Here is a 21,284-nt window from a genome sequence, read left to right as displayed (position 1 = left end):
AAATGAGTACAGCATTAGGAATGGTAGAAACAAAAGGTCTTGTAGGAGCAATTGAAGCAGCGGATGCAATGGTAAAAGCGGCAAGTGTCAATTTAGTAGGGAAAGTCCATGTTGGTGGCGGAATTGTTACTGTTTTGGTTCGTGGCGATGTAGGTGCAGTAAAAGCAGCAACGGATGCAGGTGCAGCAGCAGCTCAACGTGTTGGAGAATTGCTATCTGTGCATGTAATTCCACGCCCTCATAACGAATTAGAATTAATTTTACCAAAAGCAGAAGCTTAATTACACGACTGAAGAGGCATTCATCGCTTGTCAATTTGATGTGATGAATGCCTACTATCAACAGTAAAAAAATCAATTACTAGATTTAGAGGTGGCTAACTTGAATATAAAATCACAAGCATTTCCAGTTGCCATTTCAGCCCGTCATATACATGTAAGTGAAAAAGATTTACAAGCACTATTTGGTCCAAACGCAACGTTGACAAAGGATTTTGACCTTTCGCAACCAGGACAGTTTGCAGCAAAAGAGCGTGTCTCCATTGAGGGACCAAAAGGAGTCATTCACAATGTGCGTGTATTAGGACCTGTAAGGGCAGCAACGCAAGTGGAAATAAGTCGAACAGATGCGATGAAACTAGGTTTAAACCCTCCCCTAAGACAATCGGGAGATATCGAAAATTCAGCTAGTATTAAACTTATCTATCAACAACGAGAAGTGTTGATCGAGCAAGGAGTCATTATAGCACAGGCCCATATTCATATGACAGAAGAAGATGCGAAAGCATTGGAAGTACACAATAATGAAATCGTTTCTGTAGAAGTTGACAGTGAAAGACCTGTAACATTTCGTGCTGTAGTAGTACGTGTCTCGAATGATTTTAGCTTAGAAATGCATATTGATACAGATGAGGCCAATGCGGGCTTTATTGCACAACAAGCACAAGGAAGAATTGTGAAATCATGTTCGTAAGGAGGAGGTTTGATGCAAGAACAATTAGTGCAAAAAATCGTCGAAGAAGTTTTACAGCAAGTATTAAAAAATCAGCCTTCCCGCCCAGATGACGGTAAAATTCCAATCGGCGTATCCGCGCGACATGCACATCTTGCACAGGCAGAAGTGGAGCAGCTTTTTGGAGAAAACTATCAATTAACGCCGAAGTTTGAGCTTTCGCAGCCAGGACAATTTGCTGCTGAAGAAACGGTCGTCATTGCAGGACCAAAAGGTTCTATTGAAAGAGTTCGCATATTAGGTCCAGCCCGAACGTTAACACAAGTAGAAGTGAGTTGGACAGATGCGATGAAACTCGGCGTCAAGCCGCCATTAAGAATCTCTGGGGATATTAAAGACTCTAGCCCTGTGACGTTAATTGGTCCAAAAGGTAGTGTTGTTTTGCCAGAAGGTCTTATTATTGCACAAGCGCATATTCATATGTCTCCTGCCGATAGCGAAAGATTTCAAGTAGTAGATGGGCAGTCGGTACAAATCAAAGTGCAAGGACTACGACCGATTATTTTATCCAATGTGATGATTCGTGTATCTGAGCGCTATCGTTTGGAAATGCATATTGATACGGATGAAGCAAATGCAGGCTTAATTCAGCAAGGTGCTTTTGCAGAAATTGTTAATGGACAAGTGATGGAACCTTTGACTGTAAAGGAAATGCCACTAGTCGCAAAGCAAGCGCCTGCAAAACAATCTATCTATCACTTTGAAAAAAAGTTACTTTCACAGGTAGATGTACTGGAAATCGAAGCTCAAGAAATTGTCGTGCCAAAAAGAACCATCGTGACAGCATTAGCTTATGACAAAATACGAGAGCTGAATAAAAAAATAACGATTCGCTCTGAATAATAAGTATTATCCAGACAACCTAAAGAGGGTGAGTTTATGCAGATGGGAAGAGTGATTGGCAGCGTATGGGCAACACGTAAGGAAGAAGGGTTAAATGGCTTAAAACTATTAATTATCCAACCAATTGATTCCAACCAACAGCCAATTCGTACGGAAATAGTAGCAGCTGATCGCATCGGTGCAGGGATTGGTGATGATGTACTGATTACGAGTGGAGGGTCTTCCCGTTATATTATGAAGGACAATCCCCTCCCTATTGATGCAGTTGTAATCGGAATTATAGACTCTACAGATGTAATGCGAGGTGAAAACAATGAGTAGCGCAATTGGCATGATTGAAACAAAGGGATTAGTGGGGTCTTATGAGGCTGCGGATGCGATGATTAAAGCATCTGATGTCACGATTGTTAAACAAGAATTTGTCGATGGTGGTATTGTAACAGTCGTCGTAACAGGCGATGTTGGCTCAGTTCAAGCAGCAGTCGAAGCTGGTAAAGAGGCGGCAAAACGCGTTGGAGAATTATTAGGCGCACACGTCATTCCTAGACCAGACGAAGATGTTTTCAATATGATTAAAGGACCAGAGACGCCAAAGAAAAAACCGGTCTCAACACCGGCACGTGCTAAAAAAACAACAGAAGCAGCCACTACGGACAATTGAGGTGAAGCATAATGGCATTTCGCAAAAATAAAATTGCTGTTATTGGAGCCGGTCACACGGGTGCAACATTGAGTTTATTCCTCGCACAAAAGGAATTAGGCGATGTTGTGTTGCTAGATATTCCAGAAGCTGAGAATCCAACAAAAGGGAAAGCACTGGATTTATTACAAACAGGGCCGATTGAAAAATTTAATGTGTCGATCCAAGGAACAAGTAATTATGAAGATATTGCAGGCGCATCTATCGTTATTATTACAGCCGGTATTCCACGTAAACCTGGGATGAGCAGAGATGATTTAGTGACGACAAATGCGAAAATTATTCAACAAGTTTCGAGACAAATTAAACACTATGCACCTGATAGCATTGTTCTTGTATTAAGCAATCCAGTAGATGCGATGACATATGTATGTTATAAAGAAACAGGATTTCCTAAAAATCGTATTATCGGGCAATCTGGCGTATTAGATACCGCACGCTTTAATGCATTTGTAGCACAAGAGTTACAAATTGCACCCGAAGATGTATCGGGATTTGTATTAGGTGGACATGGTGATGAAATGGTGCCATTAATCCGTTATTCTTATGCAGGAGGCATCCCGTTAGAAAAGCTTATTCCCCAAGATAGACTACAACAAATCGTCGAACGTACACGTAAAGGCGGCGGTGAAATTGTAGGCTTATTGGGCAATGGTAGTGCTTACTATGCGCCAGCTGCTGCTTGTGCGCACATGGTGGAAATAATTATGAAAGATCAACGAAAAATTATTCCTTCCATTGCCCTGTTAGAAGGAGAGTACGGCTACCATGAATTATTTTTAGGTGTACCGACGATTTTAGGCGGTAATGGCATTGAATCGGTTATTGAATTGCACCTTACACAGGAAGAACAAACGGCGCTCAATCAATCAGCACAAGCCGTTAAGCAAGTATTACAAATTTGCCAAAACATTTAACTAGTATGTTTGAAGACAAATAGCGTTTCCCCAACGTTATATGTCTGCTTTACAATATGTTTGATTGGAAACCGAGCATAAAACTAGTTGAAACCCCCATTTTAAAATAAATGCTCCCTTCAAATAGAAGGGAGTTCTTTGCTTTTAAGCCTAAAGATTACTGATGATAATTTGTGCAATCGCTGATAAGACATGAGAGATGTGCATTCCACAGAAGATTGCATAATGGTAGTGTTAAAACTCTGAATTATCAAAATTGTTTTGGTGACTGGCACTCGAATATACAAAATTTTCGGAAATATGCTAAACTAGTAACGTAAAAAAGGAGGATGATTGGATATGACTGTACAGCAATTTACAGACTATGTGAAAAAAATGCAGCACTATCAGGAAGCATTGGGGGTAATCTATTGGGATATGCGTACTGGTGCACCTAAGAAAGGGGTAGCGCAGCGTTCAGAAGTAGTTGGCACATTATCGGCCTCCTTGTTTGACATGCAAACGAGTGAGCAATTAGGGGAACTACTGACGGCTTTAGAGGCACAAAACACAGAACTGGACTATGTAACACGCCGTTTAGTCGAGGAAGTACGCAAAAATTACGATCAAAATAAGAAAATTCCCGCTGAAGAATATAAAGAATATGTTATTTTACAAGCGAAAGCGGAAACAGTTTGGGAAGAAGCAAAAGCGACAAATGATTTTGCGCAATTTTTACCTTATCTAGAGCAAATCATTGAATGGCAAAAGAAATTTATACAATATTGGGGCGTTAAAAACGGTTCTACATACAATACGTTACTTGATTTATATGAACCAGATATGACGACGGAGGTGTTAGATCAAGTATTTGGCGAATTACGTGAAACGATTGTGGCGCTTGTCCAAAAAATCGCAGCTTCTCCAAATAAGCCAGATACAACGATGTTATTTAAACAATTTCCGAAAGAGGCACAGCGAGCATTGTCATTAGAGATGCTAACGCAGCTTGGCTATGATTTTGACGCAGGTCGCTTAGATGAAAGTGTCCATCCATTTATGATTGGCATTAATCATGGCGATGCACGTATTACAACGAAATATGATGAGCATGATTTCCGTTCTGCTATCTTTGGCACGATTCATGAATGTGGGCATGCGATGTATGAGCAAAATATTGATGCCAAGCTTGCCGGTACACTATTAGCAACTGGGACATCGACAGGCATCCATGAATCGCAGTCACTATTCTATGAAAATCTGGTTGGTCGAAATGAAAAGTTTTGGGAGCACAACTATGAACGCCTGCAAAAGCATTCACCAGCACAGTTTGGAGATGTTCCGTTAAATGATTTTCTTCGTGCTATTAATATGGTAGAGCCATCACTAATTCGTATTGAAGCAGATGAGCTAACATATCCACTGCATATTATGATTCGTTACGAAATTGAACGTGATTTGTTCAATGGGGATCTACAAGCAAAAGACCTTCCAGAAGTGTGGAATGCGAAGTATGAGGAATATTTAGGCATCCGACCTGACAATGATGCGAAGGGCGTTTTACAAGACGTACACTGGGCAGGGGGCATGTTTGGTTACTTCCCATCCTACGCATTAGGAATGATTTATGCGGCACAATGGAAGCATGCGATGGATCAAGATCTTCCAAATTTTGATGACTTACTGTCAAAAGGGGAGCTTCTGCCAATTCGCGAATGGCTAACAGACAAAGTCCATCAATACGGTGCGCTGAAAAAGCCGTTCGAGCTACTACAAGAGGCGACAGGAGAAGGCTTAAATGCCAAGTATCTTGCAAACTATTTACAAGAAAAATATACAAAATTGTATCAGCTCTAAAAAACAAGCGATTTCTCTCCAATGAGAAATCGCTTGTTTTTAAAATATTTTACCAGAGCTTAAAGCCTTTTGAGCCTGCTGGTGAATTTGAAATAATATCAAAGATTGGAATTGTGTAAGCAAAAATTATTAACGCTACTAAAATGACCAGCCATACTTTAAAGTTTTCAAGCATAGGTGGTGTTGGACCACTGCTTTCATGGATTGAAGCAATTGGGAATTCCTCTTCGCCTTTTGGTGCAAACCAAGCGAGCTTAATCACGACATACGTAATAACTAAAATCGCAATAAATAAAATAGTACCACCAACCGCTTGCGCAATCTGATAGGGAATCCAATCATATGCTTGTTGTGCACCGCCATATTCTGAATAGTCAGAGCGGCGTGGAGCACCAAGTAATCCTGCAATATGCATGGCTGTTGACATGATCGTCATACCTACTGCCCATAGCACGCCAGAAACAATACCAAGTGAATTTAATGACTTTGTCAGTTTACGACCTGTTAAATGAGGGATTAACCAAAATGCTGCTCCAAAATACGTTAAAACAACTGCACTTGCAAATGTTAAATGGAAGTGCCCTGGAACCCAAATAGTATTATGAATAAGTTGGTTCATCTGGTAAGATGCATTGACAATACCACCGGCACCACCAGGAATGAAAGCAAGCATACCGATAAATGGAACGATAAAACGTGCATCTTTCCAAGGTAATTTTTTAAACCAGCCGAAAAGTCCTTTACCACCAAGCTCACGACCACGTAATTCAAACGTTGCAAATAAAGAGAATGCGGTCATTAAGGAAGGCACAACAACTGCCATTGTTAATACTACTTGAATAAATTTCCATGTTGTATCAATACCAGGCTCTGTTAATTGGTGATGTAAACCAACAGGTACTGAGAAAATTAAAAACAGCATGAATGATAAGCGAGCCAATGAGTCAGAGAAAACTTTTCCGCCAATGACTTTAGGAATGACTACATACCACACCATATAGGCTGGCAATAACCAGAAGTAAACGAGCGCATGGCCGAAATACCAGAAAAGTGTACGAGAAAGTAATACATCTACGCGTTCAATAAGACCAAGTGACCACGGTAATAGTTGGAATAAAACAGAAACGGCTACGCCTAAAGAAGCAACGAACCACAGTAAATTATTGACTACTACCATAAAAGATAGTAGGGGAGACGTTTGGCCTTTATGTTCTTTGCGCCACTGAACATAGCGCAATATTTGTCCTGCCGAACCAATCCAAGAGCCAACAACTACGAGTGTTAAACCGAGATAAAAAATCCAGTGCGCTTGCAATGGTGCGTAAAATGTATAAAGGACAGTTGCTTTATTTAATAACACCATGACTGCAGCTGCAACTGTACCGATCGTCATGAACCAAAAACCAATCCATCCAAGCAAGCGTTGTTTATCTGTAAAAGTACCAGATGTACGACTAACACCTGCGATTTGAAAACCGAATATAAAGAACGTTGTTAAAATAAGACCGAGTAAGACACCATGAACTGTTAATACTTGATAATAACCAATACCAGCTGGCAATTTGAATTGACCTGAACGTACAAATACTTGTAATAAACCGGCGAGACCACCTAATAATAATGCGATAAATGCCACATAAACATGGGCAAGGGCTAGTTTCGCATCACGACGATCCACCTTTGTCATAGCGTTATTTAGACTCATTTGGATCCACCACCTTCAGCATAGAATGCATAAGCGTATGTCCTGTACCGCAGTATTCATTACATACTATTAAAAATTCACCAGTTTGATTGATTTCAGCTACATATTCAGAAATATATCCAGGTTCAAGCATCATGTTAATATTAGTGCCTGCAATTTCAAACCCATGAATCACGTCTTCACTTGTTGCGATAAATTTTACTTTTGAACCAAGTGGTACTTCAATTTCAGGTGGATTGTAAAAGAAAGCAGATGCTAAAATAACCACCTCATAATCCCAATCCTTTCCTTCCACTTTGTGTACACCTGGATTTGTAAATGGTGCAATTTCTTTTACTTTTTCATAATCGATGGTTTTCTTATTACTGTTTGGATGTGAGCCTTGATGGAATGCACCGATACCAAGAATAATAAGAAATGCAACTAACGTAGCTACGCCAAATACCAACCAGTACTTCTCATATTTATGTATATGCATATCTCTGTTGTCCTCCTCTGTTGTATTACTTACATCATGTTAATGAAATAGTGCCTTTTACTAAGGAAATTAAAAGCGGTCCATAAATAAATTGAAGCAGTATATCCAAATTAAAATAATGATAAAGCCTACTCCGAACACGCCATAAAGTGAACCTTTTAGATTATCTTCTGGTTTTTTATTATTAGCCATTTTTACTCCCTCCTAAGCTTTCATAGTAGCTTTCTTAAAGTCATAATATTACTATCCAATTCAATTTGATGTGAAAAAAATCACACATCTAAGTAGAATGTGTGAAAAAAATGTGAAATATTGAAATGCAAAAGGAGTTGGCTCTAATATGAGCCAACTCCTTTTTATGCGTATAACAAAGCGTATTCATAAATACTAGCTGTAGTTACATAGAATGTATCGTTTGAAAGAGCCACAGTTAACTTGTTATGACTTCTTCTTCAATCGTCAATAATACCGTAAGTGCACCAATGTTGGGAATCGTAACTGGTAGAACAAATGCTTTTTCAAAACCATAAAGTTTTGTGTTACCAACCATAACAGTAGGTGGTGTAATATCAATTTCTAAATTTTCCTGTCCTACTGCTGTACATAAATTACCTGCAATCATATTGCCAAATTCACCAGTGAAGGATTCTAGCATTTCTCCTTCTAATGGCATACCAAACATTGTACTGCCGATACCGCTAAATACTTCAGGGGAGGAATCTATAATTACACGTCCCTTTACATCTCCAATTAGGCCAATTAATACACCCATTTGCTGTTGTTGAAAGGGCTCAGAAATAATACTTGGCGCTTTCACTTGGATGTCCATAGGTAGGATTGTTTTTAATGCATGGATTGTCCCGTTTAAAATAGTTTGAAAGTACTTCGAATTACTCATCATTACCGCATCCTTTTTCCGACTTTTCTACATCTTACCATGCTGAAAGGGTAAGATGAAAGTATGTCTTGACGAAATCGGATGAAATTTATATTATATTAATGAGAATGATTTTCAAAATCAACGAATTTGTGCTATAGTGTACATAATAAGAAGAAAAGGAGCGGTCAGCAATGACATTCGTTTTCATTGGAGCAACAGTAGCTATTTATATTGGAGTAGGGAAATACGTGATGAAGCAGGCGACTGCACATTTAAATTAATAGTACTATAGTTTGTGGTACTGATTTTCAATCGTTTTTACAGTACATTAATATTTAATTCAAGAGTATGACTTGTGTCATACTCTTGAATCTTTAGATAATATATTTGATGCACAATTTTTCGGGAGTGGAATTTATGGGTTCATTATGTAATTGCAAGGAACTTGTGCAAATAAAAGTGGAAGCAGATATTGGTGCTGATCCATTATGGTGTAAGGTTTGTGGCTTTAATTTGGATATGGATAAAATGGAGATTTCTGATTCCTTAAAGATACAGTTAAGATCATGGATAAATGATTATGGAGCATGGATAAATGTGGACTCTGATAGCTTAATTGTTGGAGGTGAGAATCTAGAAAAACAACATAATGAAATAGGACTAAGATTAACGGAAAAAGTGATGAGTGAAATAAAAAATAAAAAAATTGTTTTTCAACCTTCTTCAATGTTTTTGAATAGTAATTAAATAGAAAGGAATACTCTAAATGAAAAAAGTACTTGTTCATTTAATGGTTTTTACTCTTTTATTTGCTACTATTGGGACAACTGTAAGTTATGCAAAAGATGATGAAGTTTTTGAAGATGATTACATAGTTGATTACCACGAGGGTGTTGAAGGTTTTGATTGGGCAATTTATCTGGATGATTCAGATGATAATGGAGGTTCTGACAATAATTTAGAAGAGCCTCAAATTGAAGCAAGGGCTCTTCCATTTGTTCCTATTGTTATTGGAGTCGTAGTAAGATTAGTTGCCAAATGGGTAGGAAAACAGGCTGTAAAGAAAATTTCTAAGCATGCAGCTGAAAGAGCTGCTCAAAGAGGTATAACTGAGAGGCATTTTGCATCCGCAATGGCATATGGAACAAAATATGTAGATAAAAATACCGGAGCGAAAATTCTTTATCATTCTCCAACGCAAACTACTTTAGTACTAGATAAAGCTGGAGATGTAGTAGTGACTTCTTATAAGCAAATAGCTCCTAAAGAAGTATGGATACACAAAAATTGGTGAACGACAATCCATTACTAAAATCTATGAAATTCTATTTTCTGAAATCTGAGAGTATGACTTGTGTCATACTCTTTTATTTATGAATTTTATAGTTCGGATTTCAACTTGGATAAGAAACATCTAAAGTTTAATAGTATAGGACAAAAAATTTAGAATAATAGCATAATTTAATAGCCATCAAGGGCATTTATTTTTAATGTTTGATAAAATTGAAGCAGGTTGCAGGTTATAGATTTCGGGGAATTGGAGAACCGACTTTGCAGTATTCATTAAAAAAATGAAAAGGGCTTGCGATAAAGCAATGTCCGATTGAAATTAGGTGAAGAATATGAAAAAAATACTATTAACGGGCTTTGTCCCATTTTTAGATTACACAATCAATCCTACGATGCAAATTGTAGAAAGTTTAAACGGGAGTATAATGGACGGCTATGAAATTGTTGGACGGACGCTATCCGTTGATTTTCAGCAATCCGCGCAGCAGTTAAAGCGATATATTGGGGAAATACAGCCTGAAATTATTATGTCCTTAGGGTTAGCTGGTGGACGATTTAAGATCACACCAGAGCGCATAGCGATTAATGTGAAAGATGGAGAGCCTGATAACAATGGCTATGTGCCTGTTGATGAAAGCATTGATGATGGGGGGCAGGATGCCTATATAACCAATTTACCTATTCGGAAAATGGTTGATCGATTATGTAAAGAAGGTTATCCTGCAGAAATTTCAAATACGGCAGGTACCTATCTATGCAATAATATTATGTATGAAGGGCTAGCTTATGCTAAGCAACATACAGGGATTCGTGCTGGCTTTATTCATATTCCGGCATCTTTTGAATTAGCGATTCAGCACGGCAAAATACCAGGTTGGAATATGCAAGATTTAATGACGTGCATTAAGCTTTGTATCGAGGAAACCATTCGTGAAACAAATCATTGAGTTCCCTCATACAATGTGGATTAGTCAATACACTATCCGTTTTGCCTTCGATGAAGCCATTTCGCAAGAAAATTTTCAGCTAGTCCAACAGTTTAACCGCTTTTTGAAAAAAATGCTACATACCAATCTTATTGAAAGTGTTGCTAGTTATCATACGGTTACAGCATATGTGAAACACCAAGTAGATATAGCCTTCTTACAAGAACAATGGCTTACAATGCAAAGGAACGCCCAGGTTGGTGAAGTAACAAGCCAACCATTACAAATACCAATTTGTTATGATGAGGAATATGCTTTGGATATGCACCGTGTGATGGATGTTACAGCTTTGCCATTTGAGGCAATAAAAAAATTGCATATGGATAAAGTATATAGTGTCTATTTAATCGGCTTTTTACCTGGATTTCCTTATTTAGGGGACTTACATAGCCAATTATTTGTCCCACGTTTAACAAAACCACGTCCGCTTGTGTCCGCAGGATCGGTCGGTATTGGCGGGTTACAAACTGGGATATATCCCCTCGATTCACCAGGGGGATGGAATATTATCGGTAAGACACCTTTCACATTATTTGATATTCATAGGAAAGCCCCTTTTCTCTTTACTCTTGGAGGTCAAGTACAATTTTACGAAATAACCAAACAGGCGTTTTTAGAAATAAAAGTAAAGGAGTGTAGCAATTGAAGCCACTTCTTATTGTTAAAAAACAAGGTGTTTATGGTAGCATACAAGATCAAGGGAGGGAGGGCTACCGAGCATTTGGGGTCCCTCGATCAGGGCCAATGGACAAAGTATCATTTCAAGTTGCACATACTATTGTAGATAATGCGACAGTGGACCAAACGTCGTTTGAAATGTTTATAGGTGGTTTTGAATTTCAAGCGTTAAATGATGGAACTTATGTATTGACTGGTGCACCTTGTCTGTGTTTATTAAATGGACGTCCCATTGAAATGTGGAAAACCTTTCAATTATTTAAGGGAGATATTTTATCTATTAAAAGCGTAAAGAACGGCTCCATTGTTTATCTCACACCTAAAGGTGGATTTCAAACAGACCTTGTACTTGGTAGTAAAGCCAGCTTACCAATGGTAGATAGTACTCCATGTGTGGGCAGTGTGTTGTATGGGCAACATGCAACGCCATTATCATGGACAAGAGGGCTTTATGCACCTTACCGCCCTTATTTTCATACGGCTATTACAGTAAGGGTTTTTAAAGGGCCTCATTTTCAATTATTTACAGAAGAAAGTAGCCAACAATTTTTAGCTAGCTCCTATCAATTTTCTGGCGGGAATCGTATGGGCTATTATTTAAAAGGGAACGTCCTCGATTTGAAAACGAGGAAAGATATACTTTCAGAAGCGACCCAATTTGGGACAATTCAAGTGCCACAAAGCGGTCAGCCTATTGTTTTAATGGCCGATGCCCAAACAGTCGGCGGCTATCCAATCATTGCTACCATCCATGAAGATGATTTACATAAAGTTGCCCAAATGCGTATGTTTAACACAATAAGATTTGTACTAACGGAGGAATCGTATGCCAATTGATATTAATTGTGATATGGGCGAAGGTATGGATGTTTTGACACTCGACAAAGATGACGAAATTTTAGACTATGTAACGTCAATTAATATAGCCTGTGGGTATCATGCAGGGAATCATACAATCATGCATAGGACTGTACAAAATGCTATTCGTAAAAATATTCGTATTGGAGCACATCCAGGCTATCCTGATCTTCAAGGATTTGGGCGTCGAAATATGGATGTTAGTGCGGAAGAAATTTATAATATGATGGTCTATCAAGTTGGTGCTTTGCAAGCATTTGTCTCGGTAGAAAAAGGCATTCTTCATCATGTGAAGCCACATGGCGCACTGTATAATCAAAGTGCCAATGATATAGAAAAAGCAACAGCCGTTGTCAATGCGGTATATGATTTAAACCCAGCGTATGTTTTATATTGTTTAGCAGGTAGCAAAATCGTGCATATTGCGAAGGAAAAGGGCTTACGCGTCTATGAGGAAGTTTTTTCGGATCGTCATTACAATGACGATGGGACATTGGTAAGTAGAGAAGAGCCGAATGCATTAATTCAAACAGAAGAAGAAATGCTTGTGCATGTCAAAGGTATTTTAACTGCCAATGAAGTGATGTCTGTCCAACAAAAGAAAATACAACTTTCTGCCCAAACATTATGTATACATGGAGATGGCCCACATGCATTGACTTTTGCAAAGAAGATTTTTGCGTTAAGAAAACAAATAGGATAACAAAATGGATGGATGCTCAATAAAAGAGCGTCCATCCAATTAAAAAATACATTGAATGACTCGATTTAATAGCAAAATACTTCTTCTAATGCTATTAAATAGTTGTCACTAATTCTACAGCTTCAATAATAATTGGAGTGCCTGCCGAGATAGTCGCTGTCACAGTGTTAAATGTTATTTCTGTTGCGGAAACTGTATAGGCATCACCTTCTTGAAGCACACCATTGATATATAAATTATAGTAGCCATTAATTACGACTGGGAAAGCAGTTGCTGCAGTACCACTGTCAGTCAAAAACGTTGTTGCAGCAAGTGTTGTACCATCTGTAATGGCAAGTGGTGTTGCTAAAATATTAAAAAATTTCGTGGATGTGCCTGAAACATTGACATTAATATTAATAATGGAAAGTGCCACGTGCATTCACCTCCTTTCAATAGTGCTAGTGAGTTTCGTTAAAAAAGCCGAGAGATTCAATAATAATGGGTGTTCCTCTATAAATAGTTGCGTTATCAGCATTTAAGATGAGTGCATTTGGTGTTACGGAATAAATGCCACCTTCCTGCATAACGGCGTTAATATAGAGATTTACATAGCCATTTGGATAGGTGATAATAAATTCTGGTACATTTACGCCGTTGTCATCAGAAAATAGATTCGCTGCTAAAGTGGCCCCATTTGTCAATTGAATATCGGATGTTACTATATAGAAATATCTATTTACTCTAGGAATAACCATCCCTTCAGGAACAATGATGGAAGGGGGTTGGGGAATAGGGACATCACGAGCTATAATACGAGGCCATCTAAATTGATTTTCACAATCGCATAACGGTGTAATCTGAAAACAATGTTTTTGCTTTACCATTTATATAATCACTCCTTTTATTTTGATCTTTATGCCCCTATAGTTGTATCAGATTTGTTTAGTGCTGAACCTCAAATTGTTATTTTGTAACCGTTTTTTAACCTTCACTCTTATCTAAAATATGAAAAAAAAGAAGAATTGCTTAGTTAACTATCCATTTTGCAGATAAAAATAGTAGATTTTCTACAAGGATCATGCTACTTCATTTTGGATAAACATGACTATGTTGACGAATATTACGTCTGAAACCTTGATATATATGCTTTTCAAAGTAAATTAGTGTTATACTTTGCATATCTAATAAGGTAGAATACTAATTGTGAATAATTAAAAGGATAAAGGGGTTACAGTTTTATGAAAGAATTTGACCAACAACTAGAGGGGCTTTTAAAGCAAGCTTCATTACAATACATAATCTATCAGCATAATGGTGATACAGAGCGTATGGATAAAACCTCGCTATTTGCACGTAAATTACAACAGAAAGAATATGTCATCGGTTTTGCTGGCCATTTCTCTGCTGGTAAATCAAGTATGATTAATGCCTTATCTGGTGAGAATTTACTTGCGTCAAGCCCGATACCGACAAGTGCAAATATTGTGAAGGTGCATAAGTCAGAAGAAGATTTCGCCGTCGTTTATATGCATAATGAAAAACCTGTTAAGTTTGAAGCGGGATATGATTTTAAAACCGTTAAAGAACTCAGCAAAAATGGAGATCTTGTATCACAAATTGAAATTGGTCATAGCGCTTCTACATTACCTCTTGGCGTAACAGTGATGGATACACCTGGTGTTGACTCGACAGATGACGCACACCGTATGTCTACAGAATCAGCGCTTCATATTGCAGATATTGTATTCTATACAATGGACTATAATCATGTTCAATCGGAGTTGAACTTTCAATTTACAAAACAATTAATGAAATATAATCCGAATGTATATTTAATCGTTAATATGATTGATAAGCATAAGGAAAATGAATTAAGCTTTGAAGACTTTAAAGCGACTGTTCACAATTCATTTTCAGCATGGGGCGTTGTGCCAAAAGGCGTCTTTTTCACATCTTTACGAGAGCCAGAGCATCCAAATAATGATTTTGAAACAGTGAAAAAAATTGTGATGGATAGCATGAACGATTGGCAAGATCAGCTTGTACAGACAGCGACCAATACGCTACGTTTATTGCAAAGTGAGCATGACAACTTCTTAATGGAAGAAAAGCAAGATCGTTTAGATATTGATGAAGATATTTTAAGTGCCGATGATTGGGCACATCATCAGGATATTTTAGAGCAATATAATAAGTTAAATCGTCAAGTAGAATTATTCTCAGTGGAAGCTTGGAATGAAACATTTGAGGAAGAACGTAAAGAGTTACTTGCCAATGCAGCCATTATGCCGGCCGATGTGCGAGATAAATTGCGTCTTTATTTAGAAAGTAAGCAGGAAGGGTTTAAAGTAGGCGGTTTATTTTCAGCGAAAAAGAAAACTGAGGAAGAGCGTAATCGTCGTAAAGAAGAAGCATACAGTGCCTATCAAACAGTTGTACACGCTCAAATTACGGGTCATTTAAAAGGGTTAATGAAAAAGGCATTAAAAGATGTCGGGGCGTTAAGTGAGGAACGTGCGCAAGCAGTGGATGCTTATGTATTTGATTTACCATTTTCGTTAATTGAACAGCAAGTACAAGTTGGTGCTATATTAACAGGAGAGGCTGTTCTTAATTTTGCCAACCGTGTTGCAGAAGCAACGAAACGTTATTTTATACAGGAAGCAGATGTGTGGAAGGATGCCCAAGCAACAACATTACAAACTGTTGCAACTGAAACGGCAGCACCATCTAAGTTGAAAATGGCTGGTATGCAGGCAAAAGTAGATGCCATTCAAGCTGTACTAGAAATCGAAAGTTATCAGCAATATAGTGCAGGTGTTATGCATCAAGCAAGCAATGAAATTCGAAAAGAAGCGAATGATCAACTCACACTTTGGGAAAAAGCGTTTGAGCAGGATTTAGCAGATATCCGATTATTTGACGAGTCGATGCTCAAACCAAAAGAAGAGATTATTCAGCAAGAGGAAACGCAACATGCAGTGAGTACATCTAGTCTACCTATTGAAGGTGTTATAAAACGGGCACTTCATACAGCCAATGCGGTGAAAGAGGTCCAAGGTTTTGCAGAAGTAGCAAGCTATTTAGAAAACAAAGTAGAGCGATTACAGAAAAAGGACTTTACGATTGCATTATTCGGTGCGTTTAGTGCAGGGAAATCTTCCTTCTCGAATGCCCTAATGGGTGCAAAAGTGTTACCAGTATCACCTAATCCTACAACAGCGGCTATTAATAAAATTCGTCCGGTGACACCAGAGCATCCTCACGAAACAGCAGATGTTCAGTTAAAAACGGCAGCACAAATGCTTGAGGATATCCAAGGTTCTTATGCGGCGATTGGTTTAACGGTTTCGTCTTTAGATGAAGCATTTAACCGTGCAGATGAAGGACTAGCGGTACAGCTTACTGATGAACGATTAAATGTGCATAAATCATTTATTCGTGCATATAAAGAAGGCTATCCAACATTTAAAACGGAACTTGGACAAGTGTTACGTGTAGAGCGTGAAGAGTTTGAAAAATTTGTAGCACAAGAAAATAAATCATGCTTTGTCGATAATATTGACTTTTATTATGATAGTCCGTTAACGCGTATGGGTGTAACGCTTGTCGATACACCGGGGGCAGATTCCATCAATGCGCGTCACACAGGGGTTGCCTTTGAATATATTCGTAATGCGGATGCCATTTTATTTATTACGTACTATAACCACGCATTTGCTAAAGCGGATCGAGAGTTTTTAATTCAATTAGGTCGTGTAAAGGATGCCTTTGAACTTGATAAAATGTTCTTTATCGTTAATGCGATTGATTTGGCGACGACAGAAGAAGAACAAGAAGATGTAAAAGGTTATGTTCGTTCAGAATTACAACGCTTTGGTATTCGTTTCCCACGTTTATATGGGGTATCTAGCTTAATGGCATTAAAAGAAAAAGTAGAGGGTGCTTCATTTGCATCGGGCATGCCTCCGTTCGAGGATGCTTTCCATACATTTTTAAATGATGAGTTAAGTGCATTAGCGGTGCAGGCACTTGCAGAAGAAGTGGACAAAACAGAGCAACGTTTAGGTGATTTAATTGCTCAAACAGAGGAAAACTTAAAACGTAAAGATGAGCGTTTAGCTGAGTTGACTACGCTTGAACAGCACATTAAATCGAAGTTTAATGCGTTAAATACAAGCATGATGGAAAGTGAAACAAAACAGGAACTAGATGAATTATTGTATTATGTTTTACAACGCGTCTTTTATCGCTACCCTGAATTCTTTAAAGAAGGTTATAACCCTTCAACCTTTGCGGCTATGCCTGCACAGCAAGCATTAGAGCATGCGTTGAAAGAAGTCTTGCAAAGCTTACGATTTGATTTTACACAGGAAATGCGTGTTACAAACTTCCGCTTATCCCAATTTATTAGTAAGAAAATGCAACTTCGTTTTAAAGATGAAGTCCGTGAGCTGAAAGAAATGAACCGTAGCTTCTCGTTTTTAGCCTTTGAATCATCTGAGCCAGATTTATTAGCATTTGAAGGTCCATTTGCAGATGTTACAAAATATGCAAGTGTGAAATCGCATTTCCGCAATCAAAAAGCATTTTTTGAGAAAAATGAAAAAGTCAAGCTAAGTGAAGCGTTAGAAGCATTAACAAAGCCAGATGCTCAAAATTATTTAGATGGACAAAAAGTAGCACTCATGACTTGGGCCATTGCCTATATAGGTGAAGAAGCGGAAAGATTACGCTTGCATATTTACCATCAAGCACTAGAGCAAATTGCAACTGAACGACTTGTGTTACAAGAGGAAAGTCGATTAGCTTCGTGGAAATCAATTTACGCACAACTACAATACGCATGAGGTGATGCACATGGGAAAAGTGTTCAAAACAGTTGAGGAAATTCAAGTTGACGGTGTCCGTTTTGTAGATGCTCGCTATGATTTACAAAACAAACAATTTGGAAAGCAAGCATTTGAGGCAGGTCATGCACCAGGAGCGGTGTATGTTGATTTAGAGCAGGATTTATCGGATATGGAAAGCGAAAACGGCCGACATCCGATGCCGAGTAAGGAAAAGCTTACGTCTGTCTTTCAAGAATTAGGTCTGCGCTACGAAGATCAAATTGTCGTTTATGACCAAGGAGCATCACCGTTTGCACCGCGCGCTTGGTGGATGTTAACCTATGCAGGTTTCCCAAATGTGGTCATTGTCAATGGTGGAGCGACGGCATTGGAAGAAAAAGTGACGTTCACAAAGGATATTGTGAAATATGCGCCGACAACGCTTGATTTGAATTGGCAAGATCATCTGTATGCGCCACGTGAAGTAGTTAAGGCAATTGTTGATGGAGAACAGTCAGCAACGCTATTAGATGCACGAGCTGCTGCCCGTTACCGTGGTGAAGTTGAACCGCTTGATAAAGTGGCGGGTCATATCCCAACTGCTAAAAACTTTGATTGGGAGCAGTTAAAAGTTGAAGGAACACTGCAAGCTAATGATGCGCTTCGTGCGAAGGTTGCACAAGATGAACAGATAGTGGTTTATTGTGGCAGTGGTGTCACAGCATCACCGCTCTACGCAGTACTTGCAGATGAAGGTTATGAAAATATTCAGCTCTATACAGGAAGCTATAGTGATTGGATTACAGCATACGATGTAGAAACTGGAACAAATGAATAATTAGGAGAAGACGCTCACCTTGGTGGGCGTTTTTTTCTTCAGAAATACTTGGCCAGATTAAAATAGATCGCTCATGGGGCTTCAAATGGAAATTTACGCTAAAAATGACTCATCATTCATTTTATGCTACACTTTTTTTACAAAGGGGAAGGGGGAAACATATGTATAAATTAGAGAAAAGTATTGAAATCGAACAACATGGTAACGTGCAATGTGCACATGGTAAAGTAGCTGTTCAAGGTATAGGAATGAGTGTCTATAGCTTTTATGTGGATGGACTCCTGATTGATACAGGTTCTAATTCGCTTGCAGAGGAGTTTCAATCTTTTTTTCGCGAGCTGTCGGTTGAACAAGTTGCGTTGACTCATGCACATGAAGACCATTCGGGCAATGCTGCTTGGATTCAGCAACAACAAAAGATCCCGATTTACGTTCATCGTGAGTCCATTGCGAATTGTGCGGAAGACGGAAACTATCCATTCTATCGTCAGGCGCTCTGGGGACAGCGACCAGCATTTATTGCACAGCCATTTGGAGACACACTTGAAACGAAATCTGCCACTTGGGACATTATTACGACACCAGGACATACAACAGATCATCTGTCGTTTTACAATCGGGCAACAGGTGCCATGTTTACAGGAGATTTATATATTCAAACGAAGACAAAGGTTGTGCTCGATGAGGAAAACATCGTACATACTCTGGCATCGTTAAAGAAACTATTACATTTTGACTTTGAGCAGGTCTATTGTTGCCATGCAGGTTTTCTTGCGGATGGTCGGGCGAAAATAAGCGAAAAAATTGCTTATTTAGAGGACTTGGAGGGAGAGGTGCGAAAGCTCTATTCCCAAGGCTACACAGACGATGCCATAACGAAAGCCATTTTTCGCCGAGAGTACCCAATCACCAAGGTGTCGGGGGAGCAATGGTCATCCAAACATATTATTACCGCTTTTACTAAGCAATTTAAGCAAGAGTCTTAAAATACATCGCGGGTAAAGCGTGCTACTTCGCGGGTATTTTAGCTCTTTCCGCGGGTAAAGCACTCTACTTCGCGGATATTTTAGCTCAATCCGCGGGTAAACTGCACTACTTGGCAAGTATTTTCCTTTTTAATATGAGTTTGTCCTCGTTCTGAGAGTCCTACCGTAAGGACTCTTTTTTCTGTTGTTAAAAAAGTTTGTGAAAAAATGTGAATAAAATGTGGCGGATTTAGATGTAACAATGGATGCGCTTACATGAGTTTGTGAAATTTTTCTCATTTACTGCAGTAAAATACTATGTGAAAAACTGAACAGGTTGATTGCTGTTATAACTACGTTTTTTAAAAGCTGAAAAAGGTTATTTATTATATTAAAATAATTGATTGTGAAATTAATAACAATACAATAAAACGTTATAAATGATAGAGAATATTGATTTAATAAAGAAAATACTGCTTTTTATAGTTTTTTCATTGACTACGATTTCACAAAGTATTATGATACTGACATACAATAAAACAGAAGAAAAAGGGGCGGATTGAATGGATATTATGAAAAAAGCGTTAGATATGCATGCACAATATAGTGGGAAATTAGAGGTGATTTCAAAAGTACCTGTGCAAGACTCTTATGATCTTAGCCTTGCGTATTCGCCTGGTGTAGCGGCACCTTGTATTGAAATTGAAAAAAATCCATCGCTTGTCTATGACTATACAATGAAGGGCAATATGGTGGCTATTGTATCTGATGGTACTGCGGTGTTAGGGCTAGGGGATATTGGGCCGAAAGCAGCACTACCTGTAATGGAAGGTAAAGCAATTTTATTAAAGCGTTTTGCCAATGTTGACGCTTTTCCACTATGTTTAGATACAAAAAGTACGGATGAAATCGTCAGCATTGTGAAGGCGCTTGCGCCAACATTCGGTGGTGTTAATTTGGAAGATATTTCTGCACCACGTTGCTTTGAGATTGAAGATCGACTACGTCAAGAATGTGATATTCCGGTGTTTCATGATGATCAGCATGGTACGGCAATTGTTGTAGGTGCTGGGATGATAAACGCAAATCGTATTGTGAAGAAGGACGTAGCGACGATGAAAGTAGTCATTAACGGAGCTGGTGCGGCTGGTATTGCCATTTTACGTATCCTTGTACAAATGGGCTATAAAAATATTTATATGTGTGATACAAAAGGAATTATTTATGAAGGCCGTGCGGAAGGTATGAACCCGATTAAAGATGCGGTTGCGCATTTAACAAATCCGGAAAAATTACATGGTACGTTGGATGATGCTCTCGTAGGTGCCGATGTCTTTATTGGCGTATCTGTTGCGAATTTACTAACAGAGGCACATATTGCATCAATGAATGAAAATCCAGTTGTCTTTGCACTTGCGAATCCAAATCCAGAAATTACGTATGAAAATGCGAAAGCATGGGGTGTTCGTATTATGGGGACTGGTCGTTCTGACTATCCAAATCAAATTAATAATGTCCTAGCTTTCCCAGGAATTTTCCGCGGAGCATTAGATGTCCGCGCAACAGATATTAACGAAGATATGAAGTTAGCAGCAGTAGAGGCGATTGCTTCTCTTGTGAGTGATGAAGAATTAACTGAGGAATATATCGTGCCTAAATCATTAGATGAGCGTGTTGTTGAAATTGTTTCACGTGCAGTTAGTGGAGCAGCCGTTGCATCTGGTGTATCTGAGTTATTCCAGCAACAAACCGTCCTTTCGGTATAATGTAAATTGTTATGGT

General features: G+C 38.6%; 23 protein-coding genes. 17 read left to right on the top strand and 6 right to left on the bottom strand.

The annotated features are described in order from the left end of the window. Nucleotides 1-2 precede the first annotated feature (2 nt). The 7 genes from FC748_RS09185 to FC748_RS09155 all read left to right on the top strand — a co-directional run bounded on the left by FC748_RS09185 (nucleotide 3) and on the right by FC748_RS09155 (nucleotide 5,307). Nucleotides 3-281 (top strand): BMC domain-containing protein, encoded by a 279-nt coding sequence (locus tag FC748_RS09185; protein ID WP_024363388.1) that lies wholly within the window; start codon nucleotides 3-5, stop codon nucleotides 279-281. A 100-nt stretch (nucleotides 282-381) separates the two neighbouring features. Beyond that, complete coding sequence (locus tag FC748_RS09180; protein WP_036205335.1) at nucleotides 382-972, top strand: phosphate propanoyltransferase; 591 nt, start codon at nucleotides 382-384, stop codon at nucleotides 970-972. Between the two features lie 12 nt (nucleotides 973-984). Then, entirely contained in the window at nucleotides 985-1,854 is an 870-nt protein-coding gene (locus FC748_RS09175; RefSeq protein ID WP_025219166.1) for a phosphate propanoyltransferase, read from the top strand. Between the two features lie 36 nt (nucleotides 1,855-1,890). Beyond that, on the top strand, nucleotides 1,891-2,175 hold the full coding sequence (locus FC748_RS09170; RefSeq protein WP_108030481.1) for a EutN/CcmL family microcompartment protein: 285 nt from the start codon (nucleotides 1,891-1,893) through the stop codon (nucleotides 2,173-2,175). Next, a complete protein-coding gene (locus tag FC748_RS09165) occupies nucleotides 2,168-2,515 on the top strand; it encodes a BMC domain-containing protein (protein WP_108030482.1) in 348 nt (115 codons plus the stop codon). The genes FC748_RS09170 and FC748_RS09165 overlap by 8 nt, the downstream gene beginning before the upstream one ends. 11 nt (nucleotides 2,516-2,526) lie before the next feature. Then, nucleotides 2,527-3,471 (top strand): malate dehydrogenase, encoded by a 945-nt coding sequence (mdh, locus tag FC748_RS09160; protein WP_024363392.1) that lies wholly within the window; start codon nucleotides 2,527-2,529, stop codon nucleotides 3,469-3,471. Between the two features lie 339 nt (nucleotides 3,472-3,810). Further along, nucleotides 3,811-5,307: a carboxypeptidase M32 gene (locus tag FC748_RS09155; protein ID WP_108030483.1), complete on the top strand. Its 1,497-nt coding sequence runs from the start codon at nucleotides 3,811-3,813 to the stop codon at nucleotides 5,305-5,307. 49 nt (nucleotides 5,308-5,356) lie between these two features. Here the strand turns inward: FC748_RS09155 and FC748_RS09150 are convergent, their stop codons facing one another. The 4 genes from FC748_RS09150 to FC748_RS09140 all read right to left on the bottom strand — a co-directional run bounded on the left by FC748_RS09150 (nucleotide 5,357) and on the right by FC748_RS09140 (nucleotide 8,388). Continuing rightward, nucleotides 5,357-7,012 (bottom strand): b(o/a)3-type cytochrome-c oxidase subunit 1, encoded by a 1,656-nt coding sequence (locus FC748_RS09150; protein WP_108030484.1) that lies wholly within the window; start codon nucleotides 7,010-7,012, stop codon nucleotides 5,357-5,359. Beyond that, on the bottom strand, nucleotides 6,999-7,490 hold the full coding sequence (locus FC748_RS09145; RefSeq protein ID WP_024363396.1) for a cupredoxin domain-containing protein: 492 nt from the start codon (nucleotides 7,488-7,490) through the stop codon (nucleotides 6,999-7,001). The genes FC748_RS09150 and FC748_RS09145 overlap by 14 nt, the downstream gene beginning before the upstream one ends. A gap of 69 nt (nucleotides 7,491-7,559) precedes the next feature. Continuing rightward, complete coding sequence (locus FC748_RS22415) at nucleotides 7,560-7,682, bottom strand: hypothetical protein (protein WP_255313800.1); 123 nt, start codon at nucleotides 7,680-7,682, stop codon at nucleotides 7,560-7,562. A gap of 238 nt (nucleotides 7,683-7,920) precedes the next feature. Then, a complete protein-coding gene (locus FC748_RS09140; RefSeq protein WP_024363397.1) occupies nucleotides 7,921-8,388 on the bottom strand; it encodes a chemotaxis protein CheX in 468 nt (155 codons plus the stop codon). 399 nt (nucleotides 8,389-8,787) lie between these two features. Here FC748_RS09140 and FC748_RS09135 point away from each other — a divergent pair, with 399 nt between their 5' ends. The 6 genes from FC748_RS09135 to FC748_RS09110 all read left to right on the top strand — a co-directional run bounded on the left by FC748_RS09135 (nucleotide 8,788) and on the right by FC748_RS09110 (nucleotide 12,885). Next, a complete protein-coding gene (locus FC748_RS09135; protein WP_108030485.1) occupies nucleotides 8,788-9,117 on the top strand; it encodes an immunity protein CdiI family protein in 330 nt (109 codons plus the stop codon). Nucleotides 9,118-9,136: 19 nt separating this feature from the next. After that, nucleotides 9,137-9,664: a hypothetical protein gene (locus FC748_RS09130; protein WP_025219171.1), complete on the top strand. Its 528-nt coding sequence runs from the start codon at nucleotides 9,137-9,139 to the stop codon at nucleotides 9,662-9,664. 328 nt (nucleotides 9,665-9,992) lie between these two features. Beyond that, nucleotides 9,993-10,607, top strand: a complete 615-nt coding sequence (locus FC748_RS09125) for a pyroglutamyl-peptidase I (RefSeq protein WP_025219172.1) — start codon at nucleotides 9,993-9,995, stop codon at nucleotides 10,605-10,607. After that, a complete protein-coding gene (pxpB, locus tag FC748_RS09120) occupies nucleotides 10,591-11,292 on the top strand; it encodes a 5-oxoprolinase subunit PxpB (RefSeq protein WP_108030486.1) in 702 nt (233 codons plus the stop codon). The genes FC748_RS09125 and pxpB overlap by 17 nt, the downstream gene beginning before the upstream one ends. Beyond that, nucleotides 11,289-12,161, top strand: a complete 873-nt coding sequence (locus FC748_RS09115) for a 5-oxoprolinase subunit C family protein (protein ID WP_108030487.1) — start codon at nucleotides 11,289-11,291, stop codon at nucleotides 12,159-12,161. Before pxpB ends, FC748_RS09115 begins: the two co-directional genes overlap by 4 nt. After that, the gene (locus tag FC748_RS09110; RefSeq protein ID WP_024363401.1) at nucleotides 12,151-12,885 is read left to right on the top strand and encodes a 5-oxoprolinase subunit PxpA; all 735 of its coding nucleotides are present in this window, start codon (nucleotides 12,151-12,153) and stop codon (nucleotides 12,883-12,885) included. The genes FC748_RS09115 and FC748_RS09110 overlap by 11 nt, the downstream gene beginning before the upstream one ends. 94 nt (nucleotides 12,886-12,979) lie before the next feature. Here FC748_RS09110 and FC748_RS09105 read toward each other — a convergent pair whose 3' ends face one another. Beyond that, nucleotides 12,980-13,306 (bottom strand): DUF4183 domain-containing protein, encoded by a 327-nt coding sequence (locus tag FC748_RS09105; protein WP_233433801.1) that lies wholly within the window; start codon nucleotides 13,304-13,306, stop codon nucleotides 12,980-12,982. 19 nt (nucleotides 13,307-13,325) lie between these two features. After that, nucleotides 13,326-13,751 (bottom strand): DUF4183 domain-containing protein, encoded by a 426-nt coding sequence (locus FC748_RS09100; RefSeq protein ID WP_108030488.1) that lies wholly within the window; start codon nucleotides 13,749-13,751, stop codon nucleotides 13,326-13,328. Between the two features lie 354 nt (nucleotides 13,752-14,105). Here FC748_RS09100 and FC748_RS09095 point away from each other — a divergent pair, with 354 nt between their 5' ends. The 4 genes from FC748_RS09095 (at nucleotide 14,106) to FC748_RS09080 (ending at nucleotide 21,268) form a co-directional block, all read left to right on the top strand. Beyond that, nucleotides 14,106-17,717 (top strand): dynamin family protein, encoded by a 3,612-nt coding sequence (locus FC748_RS09095; RefSeq protein WP_108030489.1) that lies wholly within the window; start codon nucleotides 14,106-14,108, stop codon nucleotides 17,715-17,717. Nucleotides 17,718-17,727: 10 nt separating this feature from the next. Next, nucleotides 17,728-18,537, top strand: a complete 810-nt coding sequence (locus FC748_RS09090) for a sulfurtransferase (protein ID WP_108030490.1) — start codon at nucleotides 17,728-17,730, stop codon at nucleotides 18,535-18,537. A 161-nt stretch (nucleotides 18,538-18,698) separates the two neighbouring features. Beyond that, entirely contained in the window at nucleotides 18,699-19,523 is an 825-nt protein-coding gene (locus tag FC748_RS09085; RefSeq protein WP_024363406.1) for an MBL fold metallo-hydrolase, read from the top strand. 542 nt (nucleotides 19,524-20,065) lie between these two features. Next, complete coding sequence (locus FC748_RS09080; protein ID WP_024363407.1) at nucleotides 20,066-21,268, top strand: NAD(P)-dependent malic enzyme; 1,203 nt, start codon at nucleotides 20,066-20,068, stop codon at nucleotides 21,266-21,268. Nucleotides 21,269-21,284 lie beyond the last annotated feature (16 nt).

This window comes from Lysinibacillus sphaericus (genome assembly GCF_005217585.1).
GTDB lineage: Bacteria > Bacillota > Bacilli > Bacillales_A > Planococcaceae > Lysinibacillus > Lysinibacillus sphaericus.
Note: the sequence above shows the minus strand (reverse complement) of the source record. Positions and strands in the feature narration are given on the sequence as shown.